Annotated in this window: 23 protein-coding genes; 3 read left to right on the plus strand and 20 right to left on the minus strand. The window is 45.6% G+C overall.

Annotated features, from left to right (window positions below; all coding sequences use genetic code 11):
* Positions 1-50 precede the first annotated feature (50 nt).
* The 10 genes from ACLSU7_RS14415 to ACLSU7_RS14460 form a co-directional block, all read right to left on the minus strand.
* Complete coding sequence (locus ACLSU7_RS14415) at positions 51-764, minus strand: ABC transporter ATP-binding protein (RefSeq protein ID WP_413292599.1); 714 nt, start codon at positions 762-764, stop codon at positions 51-53.
* The gene (locus ACLSU7_RS14420; protein ID WP_413292601.1) at positions 764-1,540 is read right to left on the minus strand and encodes an ABC transporter ATP-binding protein; all 777 of its coding nucleotides are present in this window, start codon (positions 1,538-1,540) and stop codon (positions 764-766) included. Before ACLSU7_RS14420 ends, ACLSU7_RS14415 begins: the two co-directional genes overlap by 1 nt.
* Entirely contained in the window at positions 1,515-2,495 is a 981-nt protein-coding gene (locus tag ACLSU7_RS14425; protein WP_413292603.1) for a branched-chain amino acid ABC transporter permease, read from the minus strand. The genes ACLSU7_RS14420 and ACLSU7_RS14425 overlap by 26 nt, the downstream gene beginning before the upstream one ends.
* Positions 2,495-3,397, minus strand: a complete 903-nt coding sequence (locus ACLSU7_RS14430; protein ID WP_413292605.1) for a branched-chain amino acid ABC transporter permease — start codon at positions 3,395-3,397, stop codon at positions 2,495-2,497. The genes ACLSU7_RS14425 and ACLSU7_RS14430 overlap by 1 nt, the downstream gene beginning before the upstream one ends.
* Positions 3,398-3,420: 23 nt before the next feature.
* Complete coding sequence (locus ACLSU7_RS14435; protein ID WP_413292607.1) at positions 3,421-4,542, minus strand: ABC transporter substrate-binding protein; 1,122 nt, start codon at positions 4,540-4,542, stop codon at positions 3,421-3,423.
* Positions 4,543-4,616: 74 nt separating this feature from the next.
* Positions 4,617-5,606 carry a 6-phosphofructokinase gene (gene pfkA / locus ACLSU7_RS14440; RefSeq protein WP_413292609.1) on the minus strand — a complete coding sequence of 330 codons (990 nt, stop codon included), beginning with the start codon at positions 5,604-5,606 and terminating at the stop codon, positions 4,617-4,619.
* Positions 5,607-6,009: 403 nt separating this feature from the next.
* A complete protein-coding gene (locus tag ACLSU7_RS14445) occupies positions 6,010-6,282 on the minus strand; it encodes an HU family DNA-binding protein (RefSeq protein ID WP_142701575.1) in 273 nt (90 codons plus the stop codon).
* Positions 6,283-6,456: 174 nt separating this feature from the next.
* Positions 6,457-6,702, minus strand: coding sequence for a DNA gyrase inhibitor YacG (locus tag ACLSU7_RS14450; RefSeq protein WP_246845727.1), 246 nt, complete (start codon positions 6,700-6,702; stop codon positions 6,457-6,459).
* Between the two features lie 107 nt (positions 6,703-6,809).
* Positions 6,810-7,547 carry a hypothetical protein gene (locus tag ACLSU7_RS14455; protein ID WP_413292612.1) on the minus strand — a complete coding sequence of 246 codons (738 nt, stop codon included), beginning with the start codon at positions 7,545-7,547 and terminating at the stop codon, positions 6,810-6,812.
* A gap of 177 nt (positions 7,548-7,724) precedes the next feature.
* Positions 7,725-8,471 carry a prolipoprotein diacylglyceryl transferase gene (locus tag ACLSU7_RS14460; RefSeq protein WP_413292614.1) on the minus strand — a complete coding sequence of 249 codons (747 nt, stop codon included), beginning with the start codon at positions 8,469-8,471 and terminating at the stop codon, positions 7,725-7,727.
* Positions 8,472-8,573: 102 nt separating this feature from the next.
* Between ACLSU7_RS14460 and ACLSU7_RS14465 the strand changes: the two genes are divergently transcribed.
* Positions 8,574-10,004, plus strand: coding sequence for a cyclic nucleotide-binding domain-containing protein (locus ACLSU7_RS14465; RefSeq protein WP_413292615.1), 1,431 nt, complete (start codon positions 8,574-8,576; stop codon positions 10,002-10,004).
* Here the strand turns inward: ACLSU7_RS14465 and ACLSU7_RS14470 are convergent.
* The 4 genes from ACLSU7_RS14470 to ACLSU7_RS14485 are packed head-to-tail and all read right to left on the minus strand — an operon-like array spanning position 9,989 to position 13,306.
* On the minus strand, positions 9,989-10,801 hold the full coding sequence (locus tag ACLSU7_RS14470) for a metal ABC transporter permease (protein ID WP_413292617.1): 813 nt from the start codon (positions 10,799-10,801) through the stop codon (positions 9,989-9,991). The genes ACLSU7_RS14465 and ACLSU7_RS14470 overlap by 16 nt on opposite strands.
* Positions 10,798-11,364, minus strand: coding sequence for an ATP-binding cassette domain-containing protein (locus ACLSU7_RS14475; RefSeq protein WP_413292619.1), 567 nt, complete (start codon positions 11,362-11,364; stop codon positions 10,798-10,800). The genes ACLSU7_RS14470 and ACLSU7_RS14475 overlap by 4 nt, the downstream gene beginning before the upstream one ends.
* Complete coding sequence (locus tag ACLSU7_RS14480) at positions 11,361-12,236, minus strand: metal ABC transporter substrate-binding protein (protein ID WP_413292621.1); 876 nt, start codon at positions 12,234-12,236, stop codon at positions 11,361-11,363. The genes ACLSU7_RS14475 and ACLSU7_RS14480 overlap by 4 nt, the downstream gene beginning before the upstream one ends.
* Before the next feature lie 8 nt (positions 12,237-12,244).
* Complete coding sequence (locus ACLSU7_RS14485) at positions 12,245-13,306, minus strand: hypothetical protein (RefSeq protein WP_413292622.1); 1,062 nt, start codon at positions 13,304-13,306, stop codon at positions 12,245-12,247.
* A 176-nt stretch (positions 13,307-13,482) separates the two neighbouring features.
* On the opposite strand from ACLSU7_RS14485, the gene ACLSU7_RS14490 reads away from it, so the two are divergent.
* Positions 13,483-14,748, plus strand: a complete 1,266-nt coding sequence (locus tag ACLSU7_RS14490; RefSeq protein ID WP_413292624.1) for a sensor histidine kinase — start codon at positions 13,483-13,485, stop codon at positions 14,746-14,748.
* A complete protein-coding gene (locus ACLSU7_RS14495) occupies positions 14,745-15,272 on the plus strand; it encodes a response regulator transcription factor (RefSeq protein WP_413292626.1) in 528 nt (175 codons plus the stop codon). Before ACLSU7_RS14490 ends, ACLSU7_RS14495 begins: the two co-directional genes overlap by 4 nt.
* Before the next feature lie 35 nt (positions 15,273-15,307).
* Here the strand turns inward: ACLSU7_RS14495 and ACLSU7_RS14500 are convergent, their stop codons facing one another.
* The 6 genes from ACLSU7_RS14500 to ACLSU7_RS14525 form a co-directional block, all read right to left on the minus strand.
* Positions 15,308-15,760, minus strand: coding sequence for a hypothetical protein (locus ACLSU7_RS14500; protein ID WP_413292628.1), 453 nt, complete (start codon positions 15,758-15,760; stop codon positions 15,308-15,310).
* Complete coding sequence (locus ACLSU7_RS14505; protein ID WP_413292629.1) at positions 15,757-16,788, minus strand: hypothetical protein; 1,032 nt, start codon at positions 16,786-16,788, stop codon at positions 15,757-15,759. Before ACLSU7_RS14505 ends, ACLSU7_RS14500 begins: the two co-directional genes overlap by 4 nt.
* Positions 16,789-16,890: 102 nt before the next feature.
* Complete coding sequence (gene lspA, locus ACLSU7_RS14510; RefSeq protein WP_413292631.1) at positions 16,891-17,397, minus strand: signal peptidase II; 507 nt, start codon at positions 17,395-17,397, stop codon at positions 16,891-16,893.
* Positions 17,398-17,413: 16 nt separating this feature from the next.
* On the minus strand, positions 17,414-18,064 hold the full coding sequence (locus tag ACLSU7_RS14515; RefSeq protein ID WP_413292633.1) for a hypothetical protein: 651 nt from the start codon (positions 18,062-18,064) through the stop codon (positions 17,414-17,416).
* Between the two features lie 298 nt (positions 18,065-18,362).
* The gene (locus tag ACLSU7_RS14520) at positions 18,363-19,886 is read right to left on the minus strand and encodes a sigma-54-dependent transcriptional regulator (protein WP_413292635.1); all 1,524 of its coding nucleotides are present in this window, start codon (positions 19,884-19,886) and stop codon (positions 18,363-18,365) included.
* The gene (locus tag ACLSU7_RS14525) at positions 19,879-21,759 is read right to left on the minus strand and encodes an ATP-binding protein (RefSeq protein WP_413292637.1); all 1,881 of its coding nucleotides are present in this window, start codon (positions 21,757-21,759) and stop codon (positions 19,879-19,881) included. The genes ACLSU7_RS14520 and ACLSU7_RS14525 overlap by 8 nt, the downstream gene beginning before the upstream one ends.
* Between the last annotated feature and the right edge of the window lie 74 nt (positions 21,760-21,833).

The raw sequence follows: 21,833 nt of genomic DNA on the forward strand, positions 1-21,833 counted from the left end.
GCCACTTTGCGTTTTTTCAAGTGGCATCATGGTATATTTGTTCGCCTTTGTTAGACGCCGAGATAAGCTTTACGAACTTCATCGTTGTTCAGCAAATTAATACCGGTGTCTTGCATCACCACGCGGCCTGTTTCTAAAACATAAGCGCGGTGAGAAATTCTTAAAGCCAAGCGAGCATTTTGCTCTACCAAAAGAATCGTCATTCCGTCTTGGTTCAACTTTGTGACGATTTCAAAAATCTGATTCACGATCAAAGGTGCCAAGCCCAAGGACGGCTCATCCAAAAGTAGAATTTCCGGTTTGCACATCAAGGCACGGCAGATCGCAAGCATTTGTTGCTCGCCGCCAGATAAAGTGCCCGCCATTTGCCACAGACGTTCTTTGATACGCGGGAAAAGTTCCAGGCACATGTCGTAGTCTTTTTTGATTCCGGCCTTGTCAGAGCGGTGATAAGCGCCCATTTCTAGATTTTCCAGGACACTCATTTGCGGGAAGACGCCGCGGCCTTCGGGAGATTGCGCGATACCTAATTTCACACGTTGGTGAGTCGGTACAACGGACAAATCTTTTCCGTGAAGTTCAATTTTGCCTTGAGAAGGTACCAACCCCGACAAAGCTCGCAATGTCGTCGTTTTACCTGCGCCGTTGGCGCCGATAAGACTTACAATCTCGCCTTTATTCACGTGAAAAGTGATGCCTTTTAGCGCTTGGATCGATCCGTAATATACATTCAGGTTTTCAGCGGAAATAATTGGGCTGCTCATTAGTGAATTTCCTCAACACCCAAGTAAGCTTCGATCACTTTTTTGGAGTTTTGTACGTGCTTTGGATTGCCTTCTTCGATTTTCACACCGTGATCCAAAACCACGATGTTTTCACAAATACCCATCACCAGTTTCATGTCGTGCTCGATCAACAAAACAGTCAAATTGAATTTGGAGCGAATATCCGCAATCGTTTCCATTAGCTGATGAGTTTCCGAATGATTCATGCCGGCAGCTGGTTCATCCAAAAGGATGATCTTGGGATCCGTGGCCAATGCGCGAACGATCTCAAGCTTGCGCTGTTGACCATAGGGAAGGCTGCTTGCGATTTCATTCGCCTTGGATTGAAGAGAAAATACTTCCAGCAAAGCCATCGCTTTATCAGTCATGTCTTTTTCAGACTTGATAAAACGTTTGGTTTGAAAAAGTGCATCCATCAAGCCGTATTCCACGTGTTGATGAGTCGCGATTAAAACGTTTTCTAAAACTGTCAGATTTTTAAAAAGACGGATATTTTGAAATGTACGAGCGATCCCTTTTTGAGAGATCTGCCAAGGTTTCAATCCATGAACGGAATGACCATCCAGACACACTTCACCGTGAGTAGGTTGGTATACGCCTGTTAGCATATTAAAGGCTGTGGTTTTACCCGCACCGTTTGGACCGATCAAACCTGCCAGTTGGCCTTTTTTAACTTGAAAGGACAAGTTGTCGACGGCTTTCAATCCGCCGAACTGCATAGTGATACCTTTAGCTTCTAGCAGAACGTCGGACATATTTTCTCCACAAGTCAGTGATCTCAAGTTCGCCCATGATTCCCTTAGGACGAAGGATCATCACTAAGATCAGGGATAAAGAATAAATAACCATACGCAAATCAACCCCTGTCCATTCTTGCAAAGGACGAAGGGCTTCAGGCAATGCTGTGACAAAGATCGCTGCGATGATGGAACCCGTCATAGAACCCATGCCACCTAAAACGACCATGATCACAGCATTCACACTCTGCAGGAAAGTGAAAGACGACGGATTGATGAAGTTCGTAAAATGCGCGAATAAAGCTCCGGCCACACCTGCGAAAAAACTGGAAAGAACAAAAGCGCGAACTTTCATACCTGTCGTATTAACACCCGTGGATTCCGCAGCGATTTCGTCTTCACGAACGCTTAGGAAGCCGCGACCCCAGGAAGATTTCATCACACGCCAGATCGTAAAGAAGCAGATCAAGATCCACAAAACCGCAAAGGCGTAAGACATATAAAAGTTAGAAAAGCCCGGAATATTCGCAAAACCGCGGGGGCCACCCAATACATCCATATTCAGTAAGGACACGCGAATGATCTCTCCAAAACCTAACGTCACGATCGCCAGGTAGTCGCCTTTCAGTCTCAAGGAAGGTAAACCGACTAAGAAACCCGCGGCTGCCGCCGCCAAACCACTGCCGATGGCAAAGATAAAGAATGACAAACCTTGAAGCTCTGCGGGAAGGAAATTCCAGTTCGTCGAAGCATAAGCGGTAAAGTAAGCACCAATCGCCATAAACCCTGCGTGACCCAAGGAAAACTGACCTGTGTAGCCATTTACCAGATTTAAACTCATCGCCATTAAACAGTTCACGGTGATGAACAAAACCATCAACTGGATGTATTCATCAAAAGCGAATTGAAAGATCGCACCGACAGCTAAAACACCCAGCAAAGCTAAAAGAGGATTCTTGAACGCGCGAATCATCACACTTTCTCCACAGAGTATTTGCCCAGCAGGCCGGCAGGTTTAAAGATCAAAATCGCAATTAAAATACCGAAAGCCAAAGCGTCACGGTAAGTCGATGACAAGTAAGCTACGACCATTTCCTCAGAAAGACCCATGATCAAGGCTCCCAATACGGCGCCACGAACATTTCCGATACCGCCCAGAACAGCGGCGACGAAAGCTTTCATACCGATCATCATCCCCATCAAAGGATCGATCTTGGGATATTTCATACCCACCAGAACGCTGCCGACTCCCGCCAGCGCGGAACCGACGATGAATGTGAAAGCGATAATCTTATCAGGGTTCACTCCCAAAAGACTTGCAACCGAGGCATTTGCACTCACAGCGCGCATCGCTTTTCCAAGTTTGGTTTTATAGATCAGATATTGCAGTCCCAACATCGCCAGAACGCTGACGACAAGAACTGTCACGTCGAAGGATTTCAACTCGACGTTGCCAAAGGAGAAAATCACAAAATCTTTCATGACTTCAGGAAAAACTCTGGGATTGGCTCCGAACAAAGCTTGGCCACCGTATTCTAAAAACAAACTCACGCCGATAGCCGTGATCAGGATATTTAGTTTTGGTGCATTACGAAGAGGGCGGTAAGCAAGTCTTTCAATTAAAAGACCCAAGATACTGCAAACGAGCATGGAGGAGATCAGAAGTATTGCCAGGGAACCGATCCCAGGGTTTGCTTCGATTCCGAAAGCACGGGCGATATAAAAGGCACCAAAGGCGCCCACCATGTAAACATCCGAGTGGGCGAAGTTAATCATTTTTAGGATTCCGTACACCATGGTGTAGCCAAGGGCGATCAACGCGTAGATGGAACCAAGGCTGATACCATTAATCAAATGTTGTACGAAATCCTGCATGTCTGTCCTTCGTTAGTGACCTGTTACGGCGTCACAGTCGTGATGTACTTGCGATTTGGTCCGTCCACTTGAATCACCACAGCGCTTTTCACAGCATCGCGATTTTCATTCAAAGAGATCTTACCAGTCACGCCTGGGAAATCTTTAGTTTTAGCCAGTTCATCACGGATCGCTTTGCCTGACAAGTCTACAGAGCGCTCAATTGCGCCAGCCAAGATTTTTGCAGCATCGTAACCCAAAGCCGCCAATGCGTCCGGAGTTTCGTTGTATTTCGCTTTGAACTTTTTGATGAATTCCGTCACGGCAGGATCAGTTGACTCAACAGTGTAGTGATTTGAGTAGTAGTTGCCGTTGATGGCTTCTTTTCCGATTTCATGAAGTTTATCAGAATCCCATCCGTCGCCACCCATCAATGGAGCTTTGATGCCCAATTGACGCGCTTGTTGTGCAATCAAACCAACTTCGGTGTAATAGCCAGGAACATAAAGCGCCTCTGGATTTTTAGAGCGGATCTGAGTCAATTGTGCTTTGAAATCGATATCGCCCGCTTGGTAGGAAACGTCAGCTACGATTTCGCCACCACGTTTTTTGAAGTCCGTCAGGAAGGCATCAGCCAAGCCCACAGAGTAATCATTTTTAACGTCGCGAAGAATAGCTACTTTTTTGATTTTAAGATTTTCGCTGGCGAATTTTGCCATCACAGAACCTTGGAATGGATCGATGAAGCAAATACGGAAAACGTAATCACCGATTTTAGTGACATCAGGATTGGTGGAAGCAGGGGAAACGAAAGGAACTCCTTTTGCCTGAGCAATTGGAGCAGCTGCTTTCGAGCGACCGCTGGCAACGCCCCCGATAACTGCCACAACTTTATTTTGTGTGATCAAGCGAGTTGTCGCAGCAGCGGCCTCTTCGTTTTTACCTTGATCGTCCATTGTTTTAAGCTCGATTTTTTTACCTTTGATGCCGCCAGCAGCGTTGATTTCATCAAATGCCAAACGCACACCTTTGTTGGAGCTCAAGCCAAAAGTGGCATCGCTTCCAGACAAGGAGTCGTATTCACCGATCACGATTTCATTTTCTTTTTTTGTACAGCTGGCTAGTAAAGGAAGTACTAGCAATAAGGAAAGTACCAGACGTTTCATGTTGACCTCTTTTGTAATTCTAAAACGTGAATAGCGTTTAGAATTCAAGTATCTACAAAAGAGGTCAAGAGTTTTTAGGTCGCTAAAACACTTGCAAGACTGATCAGGTCAAGATGGGCTTTTCTTTCATTCTTCGTTACAATATCGAGAGGAACTTCGATCAATTTTTCGCCTTCAGTTCCGATCATGATATCGCAATGACCTTTTAGCAATGAATCCACGGCCGCAGCACCCATGCGACTTGCAAGAATGCGGTCTGCAGCGGTTGGTGAGCCACCACGTTGCTGATGTCCCAAGATACAAACTTTTGCATCCCAGCCCGTTTTCTTACGAATAGCATCCGCTAGATCATAAGCCCGGCCTGGCTTTTGGCCTTCTGCCGTTACAAGGATGGAACTTGTTTTGCCACGAGCAATCCCGTCTTTGATGCGGTCCACAGCTTTATCAACAGTCGTCAAAGATTCTGGCGCAAAGATTTCTTCGGCACCACCCGCAAGACCCACAGCAGAAGCGATAAAGCCAGAGTTACGGCCCATGACTTCAACGATGAACAGACGGTCATGAGAAGCCGCCGTATCGCGAATTCTGTCGATCGCTTCCAAGGCCGTGTTCACAGCGGTATCGAAACCAATCGTTTTATCAGAACCGAAAACATCATTATCAATTGTACCTGGAACACCGACGATAGGAATTTGATGTTCTTCCCAAAGAGCATGAGCCCCGCGGAACGAACCGTCACCACCGATACAAACAAGAGCATCAATGTCATGAGCTTTCAAATTTGTGACAGCTTTTGTGCGGCCTTCAGGTTTTGTAAATTCAGTTGAGCGCCCTGTTTTAATAACAGTGCCCCCACGCTGAATAATATTGGCAACATAACGTTGATCGATGGATTCAATATGATTTTCCAGCATGCCCACATAACCTTGCATGACTGCGAAAACTTCGAGTTTGTTTGCGATACCTGCGCGAACAACAGCACGAAGTGCAGCATTCATCCCCGGAGCATCGCCACCACTTGTATAAACACCTAATCTTTTGATCTTTTTATTGAAAGTTGCCATTGCAGAAGATTAGCGCTCGAGGCCGGAAATTTCAAAGAGAATCCCTGGGGACGGGTATTCCGCGACACGCCATCGTGGCTCACCGTCGCCGCCTTTGGCGGTGCGCGCATCCTGCGCCGACGGAGGTCGCTGCATACGCATACCCAGGGCTCCTCTTTGAAATTTCCTCTTCAGTGTTAATCATCTATGACAAATTCATAAGAGATTTGGAGCGGGGTGTTGTTTCCTGCGTTGGTGGTAGATCCTGTGGAGTGCACGGTGTGAGTACGTTTTTTGGAGTCTTTGGGGAACAAGAAGTTTTGGTGGATGGGGAGAGAGAAGGTTTGGGGGAGATGGATTTTAGGAATAAAAAAAGGCGTTCTTGCGAACGCCTTTTTAAATCAGTGATTAGTTGTAAAACTAATTACTTAACCATTGATTTGAATTCAGCGCCAGCGCGGAATTTTGGAGCCCATGCAGCTGGGATTTTGATTGCTTTACCAGTTTGTGGGTTGCGACCAGTGCGAGCTTTGCGTTTAGCTTTAGTGAAAGTACCGAAGCCAACAAGTTTAACGTCGTCGCCTTTTTTAACTGCTTTTTTGATGTTTTCTACTGCGCAGTCAAGGATTGCTTCAGCTTGAGCTTTAGAAACTTTAGTTTCGCCAGCGATTTTTTCGATCAATTGAGCCTTGTTCATTTGAACTCCTCTTTAGTGACACATGTGTGTGTCTCAGTTGTTTAAAATCCTGATGATAAATTCTCGTCTTCCGATGACTTTCAAATAACAAATTAAAAACTTCTCTTCGTCAACGGCTATTTACGAAAAACGCTCGCACAGCCATTTTCACGAAATCTCTTTTTGATGTAAGAATCAGTGTCGTGGGTCGTTGCTACCATCTTCATCATCGTAAGCATCGTCGATGGAAGTTAAAGAATCACTTGAAGATTGATTGCTCACAGGAATGCGATATCCCTCAGAAGCCCACTCACCAAGGTCAATCAGGCGGCAGCGTTCAGAGCAGAAAGGGCGCGCAGGATTTTCAGGTGAGTACAAAGCAGGCTTGCCACATTGTGGACACTTGACCATTTTACCTTGGGGTTTTTCAGATTCACTCATGAAGAGGATATTTGCGCAGAGTTGAAACGAGATCAACCGATTGTGCAACTCCGCCATGCACTGCGAAGTTACGCCAATCGGTTGTTTTAAAATCAGTTCATTAACTATTAGTACTTTTTAAGCACGCCTGTTGCGAACACTGTTCCTTTACCGTTGCTGTCTGGATAAGCAAGTTGGTAAGCAACTTGGCTGTCATTGATGGAGCCGTTTGGCACTTGAAGTTGAATCAAGTGCAAACCACCCGCGTTCGTTGAAGCACCGTTCGTGCGGATTTCAAAACCTTTGCTTTGGTTGATCAAGTTGTAAGTCGTATTTTGAACCAATGCCAGTGGGTTGTAAGCCATGCCGCCACCGTTGATACCAATATTAAAGCTGAAGTACTGTTGAGATGGAATCGCTGTGAAGTACACAGATGGTTTCAAGCTATTGCTCATATCCACTTGCACCATCAAGGAACCGTTCGTCCAAGAACTGCAATTCGCATATCCGGTGTTCCAACCCCAAATCGTACGATCGCAAACGGCCATCGCTTCTTTCAGGAATTTTGCATAGACCGTAGCATTAGTGATTTGCAGATTTCCAGCTTCGTTTTGCATGACTTGTACTGGCATGCGTGTGTAATAGTCGATTTGGAACCAATATTTATAGTCACCAAAACGCATTGTCGTGACACCAGGGCTTACGATGTTACCGCTGGAGGTCACACAGTATTGGCCATTCCATGTAGAGCCGTAGTTACATGTCGGGATGACTGCTGTTCCGCCACCGCCGCTGTCATTGTTGCCACAACCAACAAACGTCAGCATGGATGCCGTCGTTACTAATAGTAGGATGAGCTTTTTCATAAATACCTCTCTCATTAAATAAGCTTCTTCACTACAGATGCAATACACGGGACGTGCCACGGGCAAGTGTGCGCAGAGATTTGTTATTTACGATTTGAGAGGTGGGGAGGTGTTGAACTCTTTAGACACTTCGCCAATTTGTGTCACCATTTGTCTAAAGTCTCAACATGAGACACTTTAAACCTTGGAATCCACGGGCTTTTTTGAAAGCAGTGTTATACCTAAAATAATGATACCCCAGCTGATCCAGCTGGAGATGGAAAAGCCCACTGTAGGACCCCTGAAGTCATCACGGAAAGACTCCATCAACAAGCGTCCGGAACCATGCAGAATCATCCACGTATAAAAGAGTCTACCAGGAGCCTTGAAAAAATCGATCTGAGAACGGGATTTTTCAAGCCCTATAAGAACAAGGACCACGGCAAGTTCCCAAAAAACCGCATAAAGCTGCGAAGGATGTTTACCTGCAACCGCCCACGGTAAATCGCAAGCTCTTCCATAACAGCAACCCGCTAAAAAACAAGCGACGCGGCCCAAACCATAACCCAAAGCTAAAACGGGGGCGAGCAGATCCAGATAATTTTCCAATTGATCATGCACTTTGAAATACAGGTATGTCATTCCTGCGAAGGCCGCCAGCAAAGCACCTCCATAGAAGACAAATCCCCCATCCCAGAAATACAGGATGCGCATCATATCGTTTTGATAGTAGCTGAAGCTTTCATAAAACACGTGAAACAGGCGACCACCAATGAAACCAAAGACCATAATCAGAAGACTTAGGTCGAGTGTGTGCGAGGCTGAAAGTTTCAGCTGGTGACTCCGGCGCGTGACCCAAACAAGACAAATTGCGACCACAACACATATTACAAGATAATATGTGGGAACGTGGATTTCAGATGAGATTTCGATCGTTGGAAACACAGCACTCCTGACACCGACGATAGACTTAATTTTTAAAAAATTCCGAAGAATTTTCAAGCGAAACTACCCATATACAGATGTCTGACTACATAATTGTAGCATATGAAAATGCACCCAGCAGATATAGTTCAGGAAATTAAGGGCTACTCCTTTTTCAAATCATTCAGCACAGACCTGTTATTGCAAGTAGCAGCGATGATGCATAATGAAGTGTTTCCTGCTGGGACAGTGGTTCTTAAAGAAGGCCAAACCAATCGCAATCTTTACTTCCTAAGATCTGGAAAATTGGAAATCTCTTTGGCAGGTGAAGTGCTTGCGTCTTTTGATACTCCCGGCGAAGTTTGGGGAGAGATGAGTGTTATCACATCAAACCCCGCTTCCACATCGGTTCGTGCGGTCACTGAAGTGACATGCTATGTGATCAAAGACGAAGATTTTGCGCATGTTCACCCGAAAGATAAAGACCGTTTCCAAGCTTTGCTTTATCAAATCTATTGTATGATTTTGACCGAGCGTTTGATCAAAACAAATGAGAAAGCCCGTTTGTTTGAGATTCTGAACCGTGAATTGCACGAAGCTCAGAATGCTTTGCAACGTGGAGCAGGTGGCCGTGTTCTTTTGATCGAGCCCGATAAAAAACAACAAATGCCGTTGCGTATGGCCTTGGGCAGTACGGGCGTTCATTTGGACATCGCCAGTGATGCCACTCAAGCTGAAGAGCTTTTAAAAGGTGGCAAATACGATGTCGTCATCGGTGAAGACAGCAGCATCGATGTCCTTCGTAAAGTCGAAGAACAGAAGTTAAGTCCGAATGTGATCTTGTTAACCTGCCACGATGTTCAGGGGAACTTGGGAATTCTTGTACCAAACCGCTTCATCAAAAATATTATCTCCCGCGATGCTGAAGACAAAAATGCGACAATTCGTTTTGTATTGACGGCATTAGGCAAGCTTTTGAACAAGGATCTTTTTGGTATCGACAAATACCTTACTTGGGGTGTGGATATCCAAAAAAGAGTGGTTACAAATTCCGGTCAGCGCGAGCAGTTGCGCGATGATATGTGTTCTTACCTTAAAAAAGCCGGTGTACGCACGTCCGTGATTGATCGTGTGAATACAGTGGCTGAAGAAATGCTGATGAACGCGATTTATGATGCTCCGGTGGATTCCCACGGGAAAGCCATCTTTAATCACGTCAGTCGTAAGCAGGAAGTTCAATTGGAAACGCATCAACAATCCGTCTTTAGATACGCAACCGATGGAGTGATGGCGGCCGTGGCTGTTGTCGATCCCTTTGGTGCTTTGCAAAGAGATGTGATTATTGATTATCTGCAAACTTGTTACAATGGAACGGCAGGGAGCTTGAACACCACAAAAGGTGGTGCAGGTCGCGGCTTACATCAGATTATCGAGAACTCCGATTTGACGATTTTCAACGTGAAACAAGGCGTGCGTACCGAAGTGATTTGTCTGTTTAACTTAGACGGTCAAAAGCGCTTGGCTCAACCATCCTTCCACTATTTCTTTATGTAAGTCAGAATTCCCACCACGATCTGTCCCAGCATCACACAAGGTACTGTGGGCAGATTGGTAGATAAAAGGGAAATCAAGAAACCAATCAAGCATCCTACAATTGAAATCACCAAGACTCTTTGCGTGTAGCTGTTTAAGTTGCGGCTTCGTTGCGAAGCAAAGCTTGTCGCAATAAACAGGGAACCCATCGTGAACAAGTAGCCCATGCTTTGAATCGCAATGGTGGTAATAACGAGAGTTCCGACATCAAAGAAACGATTTTTCCAGTGACGGTGGATCAGGCTCTGATTCACCAGTTGAAAGCTGATCTGAGTCAGATTGCGCCAATTCATCAGCACAAATCCCATGAAAAGTGCTGCGGCAAACATCGCAATCACAGCCGCATTGTCACTCATGACAGCTAAATCTCCAAAGTATGCAGCCGCCATATGGCTTTCAAGCGAAGGAGTCAGTGAGGACATCAGGTAAGTCAAAGACAAGAACAAGACGAACAAAGTCAGGTAAACGTGATTACGATCCGATTTTCTTTGAATCAAAAGATCCGAAAGAACTAAAGTGATGGCGCCGATCCCTAAACCGCCGGCAAGACTTAACCAGTGAAAGTCAGTTCCCAATAAAATATTAAGAACCAAGCCCAAGACGATCCCAAGTGACGAGCCCTGTCCCAAAACAAAGATCTGCGAGCTTTTTTCCCGGGCCGTCCACTGAGCTCCAATTAACGACAACGTTCCCGCCATCAAAGTGCTGGCTGGAAGTGACCATTTATAAATTCCTAATAAAGACAAAAACGCCGTCATTGGATCTCCAAGAACCGCATGCGCGCATGGTTTTGACTCAATGAACGGTGAGACACCAGAATCAATGCACTTTCAGGATTTTCCTTTAAGAACTGCAGCAAGCCTTCTTCGAGTAAAAGACCTGCGTCTTTGTCGACGTGATTAAACGGCTCATCCAAAATTAAAACCTTGGGTTTTTTTGCCAGGGCTGCCGAGAACAAAATCTTTTGGCGCTCGCCACCGCTGGCCGTATTCCATTTTTTGTTCAGATCAAGACCTGCCAAGAGGGGAGATGAAATTGCCTCACCGAGCATATCCGCCAAAGTCAGTGGCAGATGAAAATTTAAATTTCCCAACTGAGGCAGGTATTCGATTTCTTCATTTTTAACGGCGAAGTCAAATTTCCCGGAATAATACGTATGAAGCTTTAAGAGCGTTTTCAAAATCGTGCTTTTGCCTGCGCCGTTTTCTCCACGCAGAAAAAGAATATCCCCTGCGTGAAGATCAAAATTCACCGCAGGGGAAAGATTTTTGCCCGATTTACTCAAGGCTTGAAGATTTGAAACGCTTAAAAGCTTTTTCATGGAATCGATTTTACCAACAAATTCTGCAAAGCCTCAATCGTCTTTGCGTCACCTGATGATTGAACATAGGAAGGCACAGTGACAACAGGAATTCCTGAAAGTTCTGTGAAACGTTCCAATGTTTGATGGGGAGCCGAAGCTGTGGCAAACAAAACTTGAACCTTGTTAGCTTTTGCAGCTTGGGCCACCTGAGCAATGCGTGTCGCAGAAGGTGGCATTCCTGGTTTTTCTTCCAATGAACCCGCTGAATCTAAACCATAGGAATTAAAGAAGTACGTAAATTCCTTATGGTACTCCATCACTTTCACCTTTTTGATTTTCGCTTTCAGCTGAGAATGCAAAGTCTCCATCTGTTTTTTGAATGCATCATAATTTTTCTGGTAAGCAGCTGCATTTGCCGCGTCAACCGCGGAGAGCACGCGCACCACTTCAGCGCCAGATTCAGCCACTTTTAAAGGATCTAAAGTGAAATGTGGATTGCCATGGGGATGTACATCGCCTAACGAACGATTGATCACCCCCGTTGGAATTTCCAAAGGTTTGATGGCATTGCCAAGAACGCAGTAACCCGTGCCACCAGCTTGAACTTTCGCGTTCGCGGCTTTTTCCAACACTTTTGGCAACCAGCCTACTTCCAAATCCAACCCAACCGAGCAAACCACGTCAGCGCGGTTCACCTTTAAAATATAATCCGGCCGAGCGTCCGCAAAGTGAGGATCAGTTCCACCAGATAGCAAAGAGGAAACTTCGACGTTATCCTGACCAATCGCTTTCACGATTTCAGCGACATCAGGCAATGTCGTCACAACTTTGATCTTTGCAAAGGCATTTACAGATACGAAAAGCAAAAGGATCGTAATCATTTTATTCATAAATACCTCTAAAATGCGTGAGCAGGGTGGGCGCCAAGAATTGCGATGAATTGCAATTCAAGAACACGGTTTGTTTGATCTGATTCCATCGCCACATAATTTACTTCGTGAGTGTAAGCCAAACGCCAAGTCACAAATTCCGAGTTTCTGAATGTGACAGTCGGTACGAAGGCGTAATCCAGGTTGTCGCGGCGATCACCATCGTCGTATTTCCAGCTCATGTCAGTAAAGGCATCCAGGCGAAGTCCCACAAACCAACGTTCATTGAAACCATACTCCGGATAAAAGTAGGCGCCCATTTTATTTGAACGATCTGTTAAATCGCTGTTTTGAACCTGATTCCAGATTTCAGATTGGAACAACCAGCGATTGAATTTTCCTTCTTTCAGTTTATAGACCAAATCAAGACCAGTCAGTTGTGTCTGTAAGCCTGTTGCATCCGTGCGACCCAAATAGTTTAAGCCAATCTGCAAGCCGCCATTGTCACCGATATTAAAGAACGTCGAAGGACGGATATAATGAACCGGAGCTTTAGGTCTTTCCGGTGTGTCATCTTCGTGCCATTTGTAGCCATCCGTCACACCAACCGTCACATCAAAGTAGTGATCTGTTGGCAGAATGTAAGTCGCCTCAGCTCCGGTGTCGTGAACTCCTTCATCCGCAAAGAATTCCGATTGCACTTTCGGTGCGGAGATAAAGGCCCAATCATGTTGGTGGAATTGATTCAAACGACCCACTCCCAAGAAAAACATCCCGACTTTAAAGCGCAAATTCGGAATCAATTTCGAAGAAGATATATATCCTTCATGAAGTTCAGCATGATATTCGCCGTCCTCATTGTGAGCTGCAAAGTTGATCATGGCATCAAATGTGGGATCGACAGGGGCGTAAAGCATCAACTCTGCCGAACGGATTCCCAATTGGTTTTCCGAAGAATCATCGAAATTTACAGGGGCTGTGGCATCAATTGCCGCAGAAAAATTTAAGTTTTGCACCAAAGGTGAGGGGGTTTGGGCATAGGCCACTGTGCTTGCTAGGCACAAAGCTAAAGGTAATAGGTATCTCTTCATTCAAATCCTCCAGGGTCTGTCTGAGTAAGGATTAGCGTTTAACGTGGACCTTTATTAAACGCAAGTAATTTGCAATTAGAAACCCAAATGATATTCGCGGGTGCGTCAGTGCAACGGATGGTTGCGGAAATACGCAAGAGCTTGCTGCGAAAGCCGCTCTGGACTATGAAAAGCCCATGTTTTCCTCTGTCGTTAAATCATTCTGGCCGGACACTTCTTTGATTCAAGGAATCGTGCGATTTCGTTGGATCGCCATCATTTTCATGATGATCGGCACCGTTCCTCTTTTGGAATCAGGATATTTATTAAAAGAGCAGCTTTTCTATTTCATGGCAGTGGTGGCTTTGCTCGCAGTTTTCAATGGCCTTACTCAAGGCATCTGGAGCAAAACCACAGCCGCAAAAGAGCAGTCGTTGTTGTTTGTTCAGCTTTTGGTGGACTTGCTGGCTGTGGCCGGGCTCTTATTTGTGAGTGGCTCTGCCGCAAATCCTTTTATCGCTGTTCTGACTTTGCATGCCTTTTTGGGAGGGATGCTCCTTAGAAACAAGCGCAGCCTTTTGTTTGCCTTTATTCTTTTGGGATTGCTGGGAATCTTGCAAAGCGAGACAAATAAAGACCTTGCTGTGACTTTGAACGTGGACCGCAAGGAAATGGCTTTCCATTTTCTTTTCCAATGGGTGGTTGTGGTTGGTGCTTGGTTTGTGGCGCGTTTGTTTTCCGTGTTGCTGGAAAAACAAGAAGAGCGCATTCGCAGTCTGCAAAACCGCCAACACCGCGCGGATCGCCTGAAATCTTTGGGAGCTCTGGCTGCTGGCTTTTCCCATGAAATGGCGACACCGTTAAATTCTCTGAAGCTGCGCCTTGATCGCGGCGTGCGTAAGCTCGGTGATCCGGTCGCAGCTCACACAGAAATTCAGCAAGCTCAGCTGTCCTTGGATGAATGTATTTCGATTTTTCAAAAAATGGTCGGCGTTTTTGCCACCTCTGCAGAGGGTGATTTACAGAAACTCAATATCCATTCTGTCTTAAAGGACATCGTTCAATCCTGGGAAGCGGATAATAAAGTCATCCTGAATAAAGAATGGTCGCGCACCGATATTTTTTGCCGACTGCAACCTTTGTCCTTTGCGCAAACTGTTTTCGATTTGCTGGACAATGCGAAAGAAGCTTCTGGCGATAACGCCGATATTACTTTGCGAGTTTATCAAAATGGCGGAGAAATCATAATCGAAGTGGTTGATGCGGGTTCTGGTGTCGCTGCCGAAATTATTGAACGCCTGGGTGAGCCGTTTAATACGAATAAGCAACATGGCAATGGTTTGGGAGTTTACTCAGCCCTAATGACAGCCCAATCCATGGGAGGCGAGTTCACTCTTCGCAATAACAGTTCAGGTCAGGGCGCAACCGCACGTCTATCGATTCCTTATGAGGAGGCGAAATGAAAAAAACCGTAAAAAACCTCTTACTGATTGAAGACGACACTCGCTTGAGGGAAGTTTTGCACCAGGAGCTGGAAGAGCGCGATTTCGTCGTGCAAAGTTTCGCGGAACTTCCGAACTTGGATCGTGTCAATCCTCCAGACGGAATTTTGCTGGATCTGCGTGTGGGTAACGACAACGGTTTAGATTTCATCAAGCTACTGACAGCGAAATTCCCTGGAGCCCGCGTCGTCATGATGAGTGGCTTTGGATCTGTCGCTTCCGCGGTAAAATCCATGCAACTGGGAGCAGAAAACTTTCTGGCTAAGCCCGTGACCCCAGATATGATTGTCCGTGCGTTTACTGAAGAACAAGTTTCGGAAGCACCCAAAGATGAATCCGAAATCTCTTTGGCGCGCATGGAGCGGGAATACATTGATTACGTGTTGAACACTTCAAACGGCAACATCACTCAGGCCGCGAAAAAACTGGGACTTCACAGGCAGAGCCTGCAACGCAAGCTCCGCAAAAACATTCCGAATAAATAAAAAGAAAAGGCGCCTGTTAAGCGCCTTTTTTAGTGTTATCTTTCCTTCAGATTCAAAAGGCGGGGTTGACCTTTTTCTTCACTCATAAAGAACATCACTTGTCTTGTCTGATCCCCACGAGAGAAATTCGAGCACAACGTCGCTTTGGATTTCGCTAGGACCGCTTTATCGATGAATTCCAGATCCGCCGCTGGGCACGCTGCAGGATAACTGATTTCCACTTGTTGTTCAAACCAAGTCAAAACCAAATCACGGTGCTTTTGTTTCAAGGATTCAGAAAGCAAGTCTTTGCTGCATGCGCGGATGGCATCGGGACTGGTACCTGATTTCACGCAACCAATAATAGAGGAAAGCACTTTGATCTCTGCTGAATAGTCGGTGTTAGCCGTCATTCTGTTTTTACCCGGCACTGTCTTTGTCGCAGGTTTCATTGTCACCGCGAAAGATACTTGGCTTATTAGAAGAGTGATAAGAATTACGTATTTCATCGTGTCCCCTGTGTAGGTTGAGGCGTATCAACTGTTTTTGGCGCGCGTTTGCTATATTTCGAAGTTCCAAGTTCTTGAGCAGAAACCTGCGCCGAGTGGCGAGTGTTGTCCGCTTCGGGTTTGGCATTCAAACATTTTTCGGAAAGAATCATCGGTGCTTTATCACCATAGTACTTCTTCATTTTCACACAATCGTTCGGAGAAACCGGGCAGACATAGCGCTGAATTTTACCATTTTTCGAAGCGGTTTCTTCCAGTTCGGTCGCTCGCTCCACCACGGATGTTGCCATGTCTGAAGATTTGAAGTCACTGCAATTGATCGCTTCGTCCCAAGCAGGGTTGACGTAGTCGATAAAATCGAATTGGCGAACTTGCTTCCATTGGTCGTTTTCACATTTAAAATAAGGCACATCACCTTTATGCAGATTCAGCCAAAAACGAAATCCAGAATAGTTTGCAGCAAGGTCGCCGTGGGATTTTACTCCCGTTGCTCTTAATCCGAATCCGCCTTCTTCAAGTCCGACACCATACTTGAGAGCCGCAGCGGTCCCTTCACTTGGGGAGGGTCTACTTTCATATTCTTTGTAGTATTCCCAACCTTGATCGATAAAGTGACCAAATTTATCAGCGCCCACATATTGGCCATTTAAATTTACGGAGTCGTTAAGGCCGGCAAATGTCATCATGAAGCCCGACAATTTGGATTTGGCACTTCGTTTTGAATAGATGTTGTCGGAAGGGGATTGATGCTTTTTTACCGTATCGGAATCGGTAGCAAATTCTTCAAGCTTACCGACGACCCAACCACCTAACGTGTCATGAACGGCAGTGATAAGTTTGTCTGGATTGCAGCCCTTGCCTTCGAGTTTAGATTGAGCTTCTTGAAGCATGCGGTTCACTTCATCATTCATCGCATCCCGAGAATCGGGCAAAGACTTATAGCGAAGAGTGAAGTTGTCCACTTCATAAGCGATACATATCAACGAGACTAATGAAACGAGCGCGACGAAAAACCGACTTATCTTCATAAATAAATTTTCGATTGATATAAGAGATATGTCCAGAGCCAGGGCTAGTCCAGCTGCCAAATATCGAATCCATGAAGTTAACAGTAAAAGAAAAGGCGCCTGTTAAGCGCCTTTTTCTGATTCTTTCTTTTTGCTGTTTTCCAGGAACATTAACAAAAGCAGTAAGCCCACTCCACCAACGATAGCCATGTCGGCGATATTGAATGCAGGCCAGCTCCATTTTCCGTAGATATGAAAATCCAGGAAGTCGATCACGTAACGGAAGCGAATACGGTCGATGTAGTTTCCGATGGCACCACCGAAGATGCTGGAAAGTGCAACGATCTGTTTTGTGTCTTCGTTTTTCACTCCACGCAAGATCCCCAAAATGATGATCAATGCGATGGGTGGCATGCTGAGGAAGAACAACTCACGGAATGAAGGATGGCTTTCAGCCAAAAATCCAAAGGCTGCCCCAAAGTTTCTGACGTAAGTGAAGTTGAAAAAATTTGGAATCACGACAACGGATTCACCCAAATGAAAGTGCGTGTGAATATAAAGTTTAGTGACTTGGTCTAAGGCGACCAAAAAGCCTGCAATTGCTGCCAGCCAGATGTATTTTTTGTTCATGTGTGGGCCTCTTAACCTATTTTAGCATGCCTTTAGACTTCACATAACCGATTTTTACGAGCATGCGCAAGGCTTCTAAATCAGAACTCAAATTGAACTCTTCTTTGACTTCCTGAATCATTGATTTAGTCCCGCAATCAAAAAGGACCATGACATCGGAATCTTGAGTGGTCGCCGTCAAAGTCTTCTCGGTGTAAGAGACTTGAGTTTGCGGGACCATCGAAGGTTGTGCCATCACGGGTGCGGGCTGGGCAATATGCACAACCTGTGGTTGGACAACAGTTTGAACCGGGGGAGCCATTTGCTGGATCGTTTGAGCCTGCAAAACCTGTTGAACCGGTTGTTGAAGAGGCTGTTGTTGTTGCTGCACGGGTTGCTGCTGAGGAGCTTGCTGATGATAAGTCGCACCCGTTCCGTGATTTTGGTTGGGACGATCCAACTCGCCCATCAGTGCTGACAAGCTTTTAAGTTCGGATTTGAAATTCTTGATACTTGGGCGCTCCAAAGCGCTTTCACCATCACGCACCGATTTCAGATAAAGACTTACAAGCATATCAGGAGTTGTTGCGATCTCCTTGATATTAGAGTTTTGCGACATCAGCCATTGGTAGGCTTTCAGCAGCGTCTCTTTTGTGTAAGCCTGCGGTGGCAAGGGGTTCATGGTCATGTCTTAGAATTTCTCCGGGGTCGAGGGGCTGACGTTACAAATTTCACAACATCGAGTCAATGTATCGTCGACATGATTCTTAAACAAATTGTGCTTAAAAAACGTGCAACACTAGATCTGGTGATTGTTTTTGGATTAAATAACTAGAGGCGATGCAGAAACCGATTTTTTATTGATAACTTTCACTTGCATTCACCGCCGACGCCTTTAGTTAGGCACCTATTTTTATCTGCTTTGGCCGGAAATAAAAAAGGCCTTCCGTGGATGGAAGGCCTTGCTGGAGCTGAAAAGAATGAACTTAGTTTGCGTAGTCTTTAGCGATAATTCCGTATTTTTCAATTTTGCGTAGCAAAGTTTTTTTCGGAATGTTCGCGTGAAGCGCCGTTTGATTGATGCGACCACGGAAAGTTTTAAGTGCTTTGATAATGAACTCTTTTTCGAACGCTTCTTTTTGGGCGTTGAAATCAAGATTCTCGCCAGAGTAAGGAACGATCTCTTCACCTTCAAGGTCTTCAGAGTCGATGTCACTGCCAGCGCTTTCATCATCTTCACCTAAGCCCGTGTGTGCAGTTGCCGCTTTAACGATCCCAGCAGAAGCCACATTTTGAGCCGTTTCAAATGGTGAAAGGTCGATTAAGTTAGTACCTGTTGCGATTAACAAAGCCTCTGGCAAGGAAGCCAAAGAGATCAAATTGCTCGTCTCCAGAACGAAAGCATGTTCAATCACGTTCTCAAGCTCACGGATGTTTCCTGGCCAAGAATGCTTTTTAAGAACTGCCATTGCATCGGGAGTGATTCCATTGATGCGTTTGCCTTGGGCTTGATTGAACTTCTTAATAAAGATGTTAATCATGTGCTCAAGGTCGTCTTTACGCTCTTGAAGAGCAGGCAAGAATATAGGAACTACGTTTAAACGATAGAACAAGTCTTCACGGAAAGTTCCCGCTTTGATCATGTCTTCCAAAGGACGGTTGGTCGCAGCGATGATACGTACGTTGCTGGCGAATTCGCGGTTCGATCCCACGGGAGTGAACAGCTTTTCCTGAAGGACACGCAAGATCTTAACTTGCATCAATTGCGGCATATCACCGACTTCGTCCAGGAACAGTGTGCCGCCTTCAGCAAATTGGAATTTACCGATTTTGCGTTGATCGGCGCCAGTGAACGAGCCTTTTTCGTGACCAAACAATTCTGATTCAAACAAGTTTTCAGGAATTGCAGAGCAGTTGATCGCAACGAATTTTTCGTCTTTGCGAGCCGAGTTGAAATGGATCGCTTTAGCGACCAATTCTTTACCTGTACCAGAAGCACCACGGATCAAAACCGGAGTGTCCACTTTGGCAAGGCGGTGGATGATGTTAAATACTTTTTGCATTTGTGATGTGTGACCAATGATCTTGCGACCTTCTTCAACCATCACGGGTGCCGAGAATGCGATATTAGAAATCAAGTTATGAGCGTTCACAGCTTTGTCGATCAAAGCTAGTAACTCGTCGCCCGCAACCGGTTTAGAAAGATAATTGTAAGCACCATCTTTAACGGCTTGAACAGCGTCGTTCAAAGTCGCGTGGGCTGTCATCACCATCACGATGATTCCAGAGTCGTATTCTTTGATCGCACGAAGAGTTTCAAGGCCGTTTAAGCGAGGCATGTCGACATCAAGAATAACAAGGTCGTACTTGGTCGTACCGGCTTTAATTTTTTCCATGGCGTTGATGCCATCGAATGCTTCGTCGACGTCAAAACGTTGGTTGGCGGTAAGAGCTGTTTTAACGGACAGTCTCAACCCTTGATCGTCGTCTACTACCAAAACCTTAAGCATTTACGCCCCCTTGTTCCATCGGCAGTTCTACCGTAAATGTGGAACCTTTTCCATCTTTCGACTCCACAAAGATGCGTCCCTTGTGCAGTTCTGTAAAATATTTAGCCAAGTAAAGGCCCAACCCGGAGCCTTTGATCTGCGTGCTCTTTACGTTTTTGCTTCTAAAGAACTTCATGAAGATATTATTCAATTCGTCCTCTGGAATACCTGGCCCCTGATCAGAAACTTGGATGACAACTCGTTCATCTTTTTCCTCACTGGTGACTAGGATTTTCGTGTCATCCGGGCTGTATTTGATCGCGTTTTCCACCAGATTCGATAGCACCTGGCGCATCAAATCCGGATCCATGCGAATAGGGAACAGCGGCTCAAGCTCCGACACGATCTGGATGCGTTTTACTTTGGCCAGGAACTCGTGCTTGCGGATAACTTCCTGAAGGACATTGTTGATGTCCTTCGTCTGCATGTGCAGTTCCACACCCTCACTTTGAATTTTTCCGTAGTTCAAAATCGAGCTGATAAACTTTAAAAGATCATCTGAAGAGTGCTTGATCGTATCCACGGCTTCACGCTGTTGAGTGCTTAATTGAACCTGATCCGCCAAGATTACATCTGTCATACCTTGAATGCGCGCAATCGGCGTTTTCAAGTCGTGGGACATCATCGAGATAAAGTTCGTCTTAAGTTCTTCCACCTGACTTAAAAGCTTATTCTTTTGATAGTATTCCCAGCTGCGACGATTTTCGATGATCAGACGGTAAGGGATAAAGAAATAATAAACCAAAAAGCCCGCCAGGAGCGGAGCCGCCATGGTGATCCACCACCCGAATAACCAGAACAATGTAAACGAGATCACTGAAAATCCGGTCAGTGTTCCCACCAAGATCATCAAACCCATCGCGGGACTCATGCTCAGGACGATTTGAATCGCTAGGATGGAAATCAACGTCAGCAAGATCCAATTCACATAGGTCGGCATCCTGACCGGGCTGGAATTGCGAATCAGGGTGTCGATGATATTGGCCTGCATCTCAATGCGGGTCATAGCCGAAGGAATACGACTGTAAGGAGTCAGGATATAATCAGACTCGCTGATATTTAAGTCGGTACCAATGATAACGATTTTATCTTCGAATTTAGTCCAATCCACTTTGCCATTGGCAAGATCGTCAAACACAGTCGACGGGAATGAGCCCGGTCGGCGGTAATCGATAAAGGATTGCTTGGTATCATAGAAATCAAAATAGCCGCGGATATTTCTAAAATCCAAAATGTCGGGATTATAGAAACCCGCCAAGGTCACAGGAAGCATCAATGAATCCTGATAAGACAAAAGCATACGGCGAGTGACGCGGTCTTTGGCGAAATTAATTGTATCCGAAGTTTTTGGCGCCGAAACCATGCGCACATGATCGAATGGCAGAGGCAAATACAGGCTTCGCTCCTCGCCCTTTAATGGGGTGTCGGGAGTTGCCACGTAGACATTCGTGCTTTGAACGATAAGGTTGGCCCATTCAGCTTTGTCTTCTTCGCTGCCTTGAGCATCATCGATCGCAAAGTCATAAACGACAGCCCGTGGATGAGCGGCAAGCAAATTATAAAGAATCGCTGTCTGATCCTTGGCGTTCGGTTGGCCTTTGAAGGCCTGAACAGTGGAGGGTTTAATGTAAACCAGCTCAATTTTTTCAGAAGTTCTTTGGAATAGTTGCGAGCGGATGCGGAAGTCGTAAAGCCATGACTCCACATAGTCCAAATTGATTTGCGCAATAAGAAACGCCATGATCATAGCTAAAACAGCTCTGATCGCGTAAACGCGGTATTGCACTGGTTTCGAGGAGTTGGTCGTTTCCTCGAATGGACTTGGCAGTTTCATATATTATTAAATAGCTCCAGGTTATTTAACTGGGATGCATTCGCTGGCTGTCGGTACGGCAGAAAGCACGTTGC

This window comes from Bdellovibrio sp. HCB185ZH (assembly GCF_047302455.1).
GTDB lineage: Bacteria > Bdellovibrionota > Bdellovibrionia > Bdellovibrionales > Bdellovibrionaceae > Bdellovibrio.

Coding starts and splice junctions, on each gene's coding strand:
- ACLSU7_RS14415 (WP_413292599.1), bottom strand. CDS start 764: ATGAGCAGCCCAATTATTTCCGCTGAAAACCTGAATGTATATTACGGA.
- ACLSU7_RS14420 (WP_413292601.1), bottom strand. CDS start 1,540: ATGTCCGACGTTCTGCTAGAAGCTAAAGGTATCACTATGCAGTTCGGC.
- ACLSU7_RS14425 (WP_413292603.1), bottom strand. CDS start 2,495: ATGATTCGCGCGTTCAAGAATCCTCTTTTAGCTTTGCTGGGTGTTTTA.
- ACLSU7_RS14430 (WP_413292605.1), bottom strand. CDS start 3,397: ATGCAGGATTTCGTACAACATTTGATTAATGGTATCAGCCTTGGTTCC.
- ACLSU7_RS14435 (WP_413292607.1), bottom strand. CDS start 4,542: ATGAAACGTCTGGTACTTTCCTTATTGCTAGTACTTCCTTTACTAGCC.
- pfkA (WP_413292609.1), bottom strand. CDS start 5,606: ATGGCAACTTTCAATAAAAAGATCAAAAGATTAGGTGTTTATACAAGT.
- ACLSU7_RS14445 (WP_142701575.1), bottom strand. CDS start 6,282: ATGAACAAGGCTCAATTGATCGAAAAAATCGCTGGCGAAACTAAAGTT.
- ACLSU7_RS14450 (WP_246845727.1), bottom strand. CDS start 6,702: ATGAGTGAATCTGAAAAACCCCAAGGTAAAATGGTCAAGTGTCCACAA.
- ACLSU7_RS14455 (WP_413292612.1), bottom strand. CDS start 7,547: ATGAAAAAGCTCATCCTACTATTAGTAACGACGGCATCCATGCTGACG.
- ACLSU7_RS14465 (WP_413292615.1), top strand. CDS start 8,574: ATGAAAATGCACCCAGCAGATATAGTTCAGGAAATTAAGGGCTACTCC.
- ACLSU7_RS14470 (WP_413292617.1), bottom strand. CDS start 10,801: ATGACGGCGTTTTTGTCTTTATTAGGAATTTATAAATGGTCACTTCCA.
- ACLSU7_RS14475 (WP_413292619.1), bottom strand. CDS start 11,364: ATGAAAAAGCTTTTAAGCGTTTCAAATCTTCAAGCCTTGAGTAAATCG.
- ACLSU7_RS14480 (WP_413292621.1), bottom strand. CDS start 12,236: ATGAATAAAATGATTACGATCCTTTTGCTTTTCGTATCTGTAAATGCC.
- ACLSU7_RS14485 (WP_413292622.1), bottom strand. CDS start 13,306: ATGAAGAGATACCTATTACCTTTAGCTTTGTGCCTAGCAAGCACAGTG.
- ACLSU7_RS14490 (WP_413292624.1), top strand. CDS start 13,483: ATGTTTTCCTCTGTCGTTAAATCATTCTGGCCGGACACTTCTTTGATT.
- ACLSU7_RS14495 (WP_413292626.1), top strand. CDS start 14,745: ATGAAAAAAACCGTAAAAAACCTCTTACTGATTGAAGACGACACTCGC.
- ACLSU7_RS14500 (WP_413292628.1), bottom strand. CDS start 15,760: ATGAAATACGTAATTCTTATCACTCTTCTAATAAGCCAAGTATCTTTC.
- ACLSU7_RS14505 (WP_413292629.1), bottom strand. CDS start 16,788: ATGAAGATAAGTCGGTTTTTCGTCGCGCTCGTTTCATTAGTCTCGTTG.
- lspA (WP_413292631.1), bottom strand. CDS start 17,397: ATGAACAAAAAATACATCTGGCTGGCAGCAATTGCAGGCTTTTTGGTC.
- ACLSU7_RS14515 (WP_413292633.1), bottom strand. CDS start 18,064: ATGACCATGAACCCCTTGCCACCGCAGGCTTACACAAAAGAGACGCTG.
- ACLSU7_RS14520 (WP_413292635.1), bottom strand. CDS start 19,886: ATGCTTAAGGTTTTGGTAGTAGACGACGATCAAGGGTTGAGACTGTCC.
- ACLSU7_RS14525 (WP_413292637.1), bottom strand. CDS start 21,759: ATGAAACTGCCAAGTCCATTCGAGGAAACGACCAACTCCTCGAAACCA.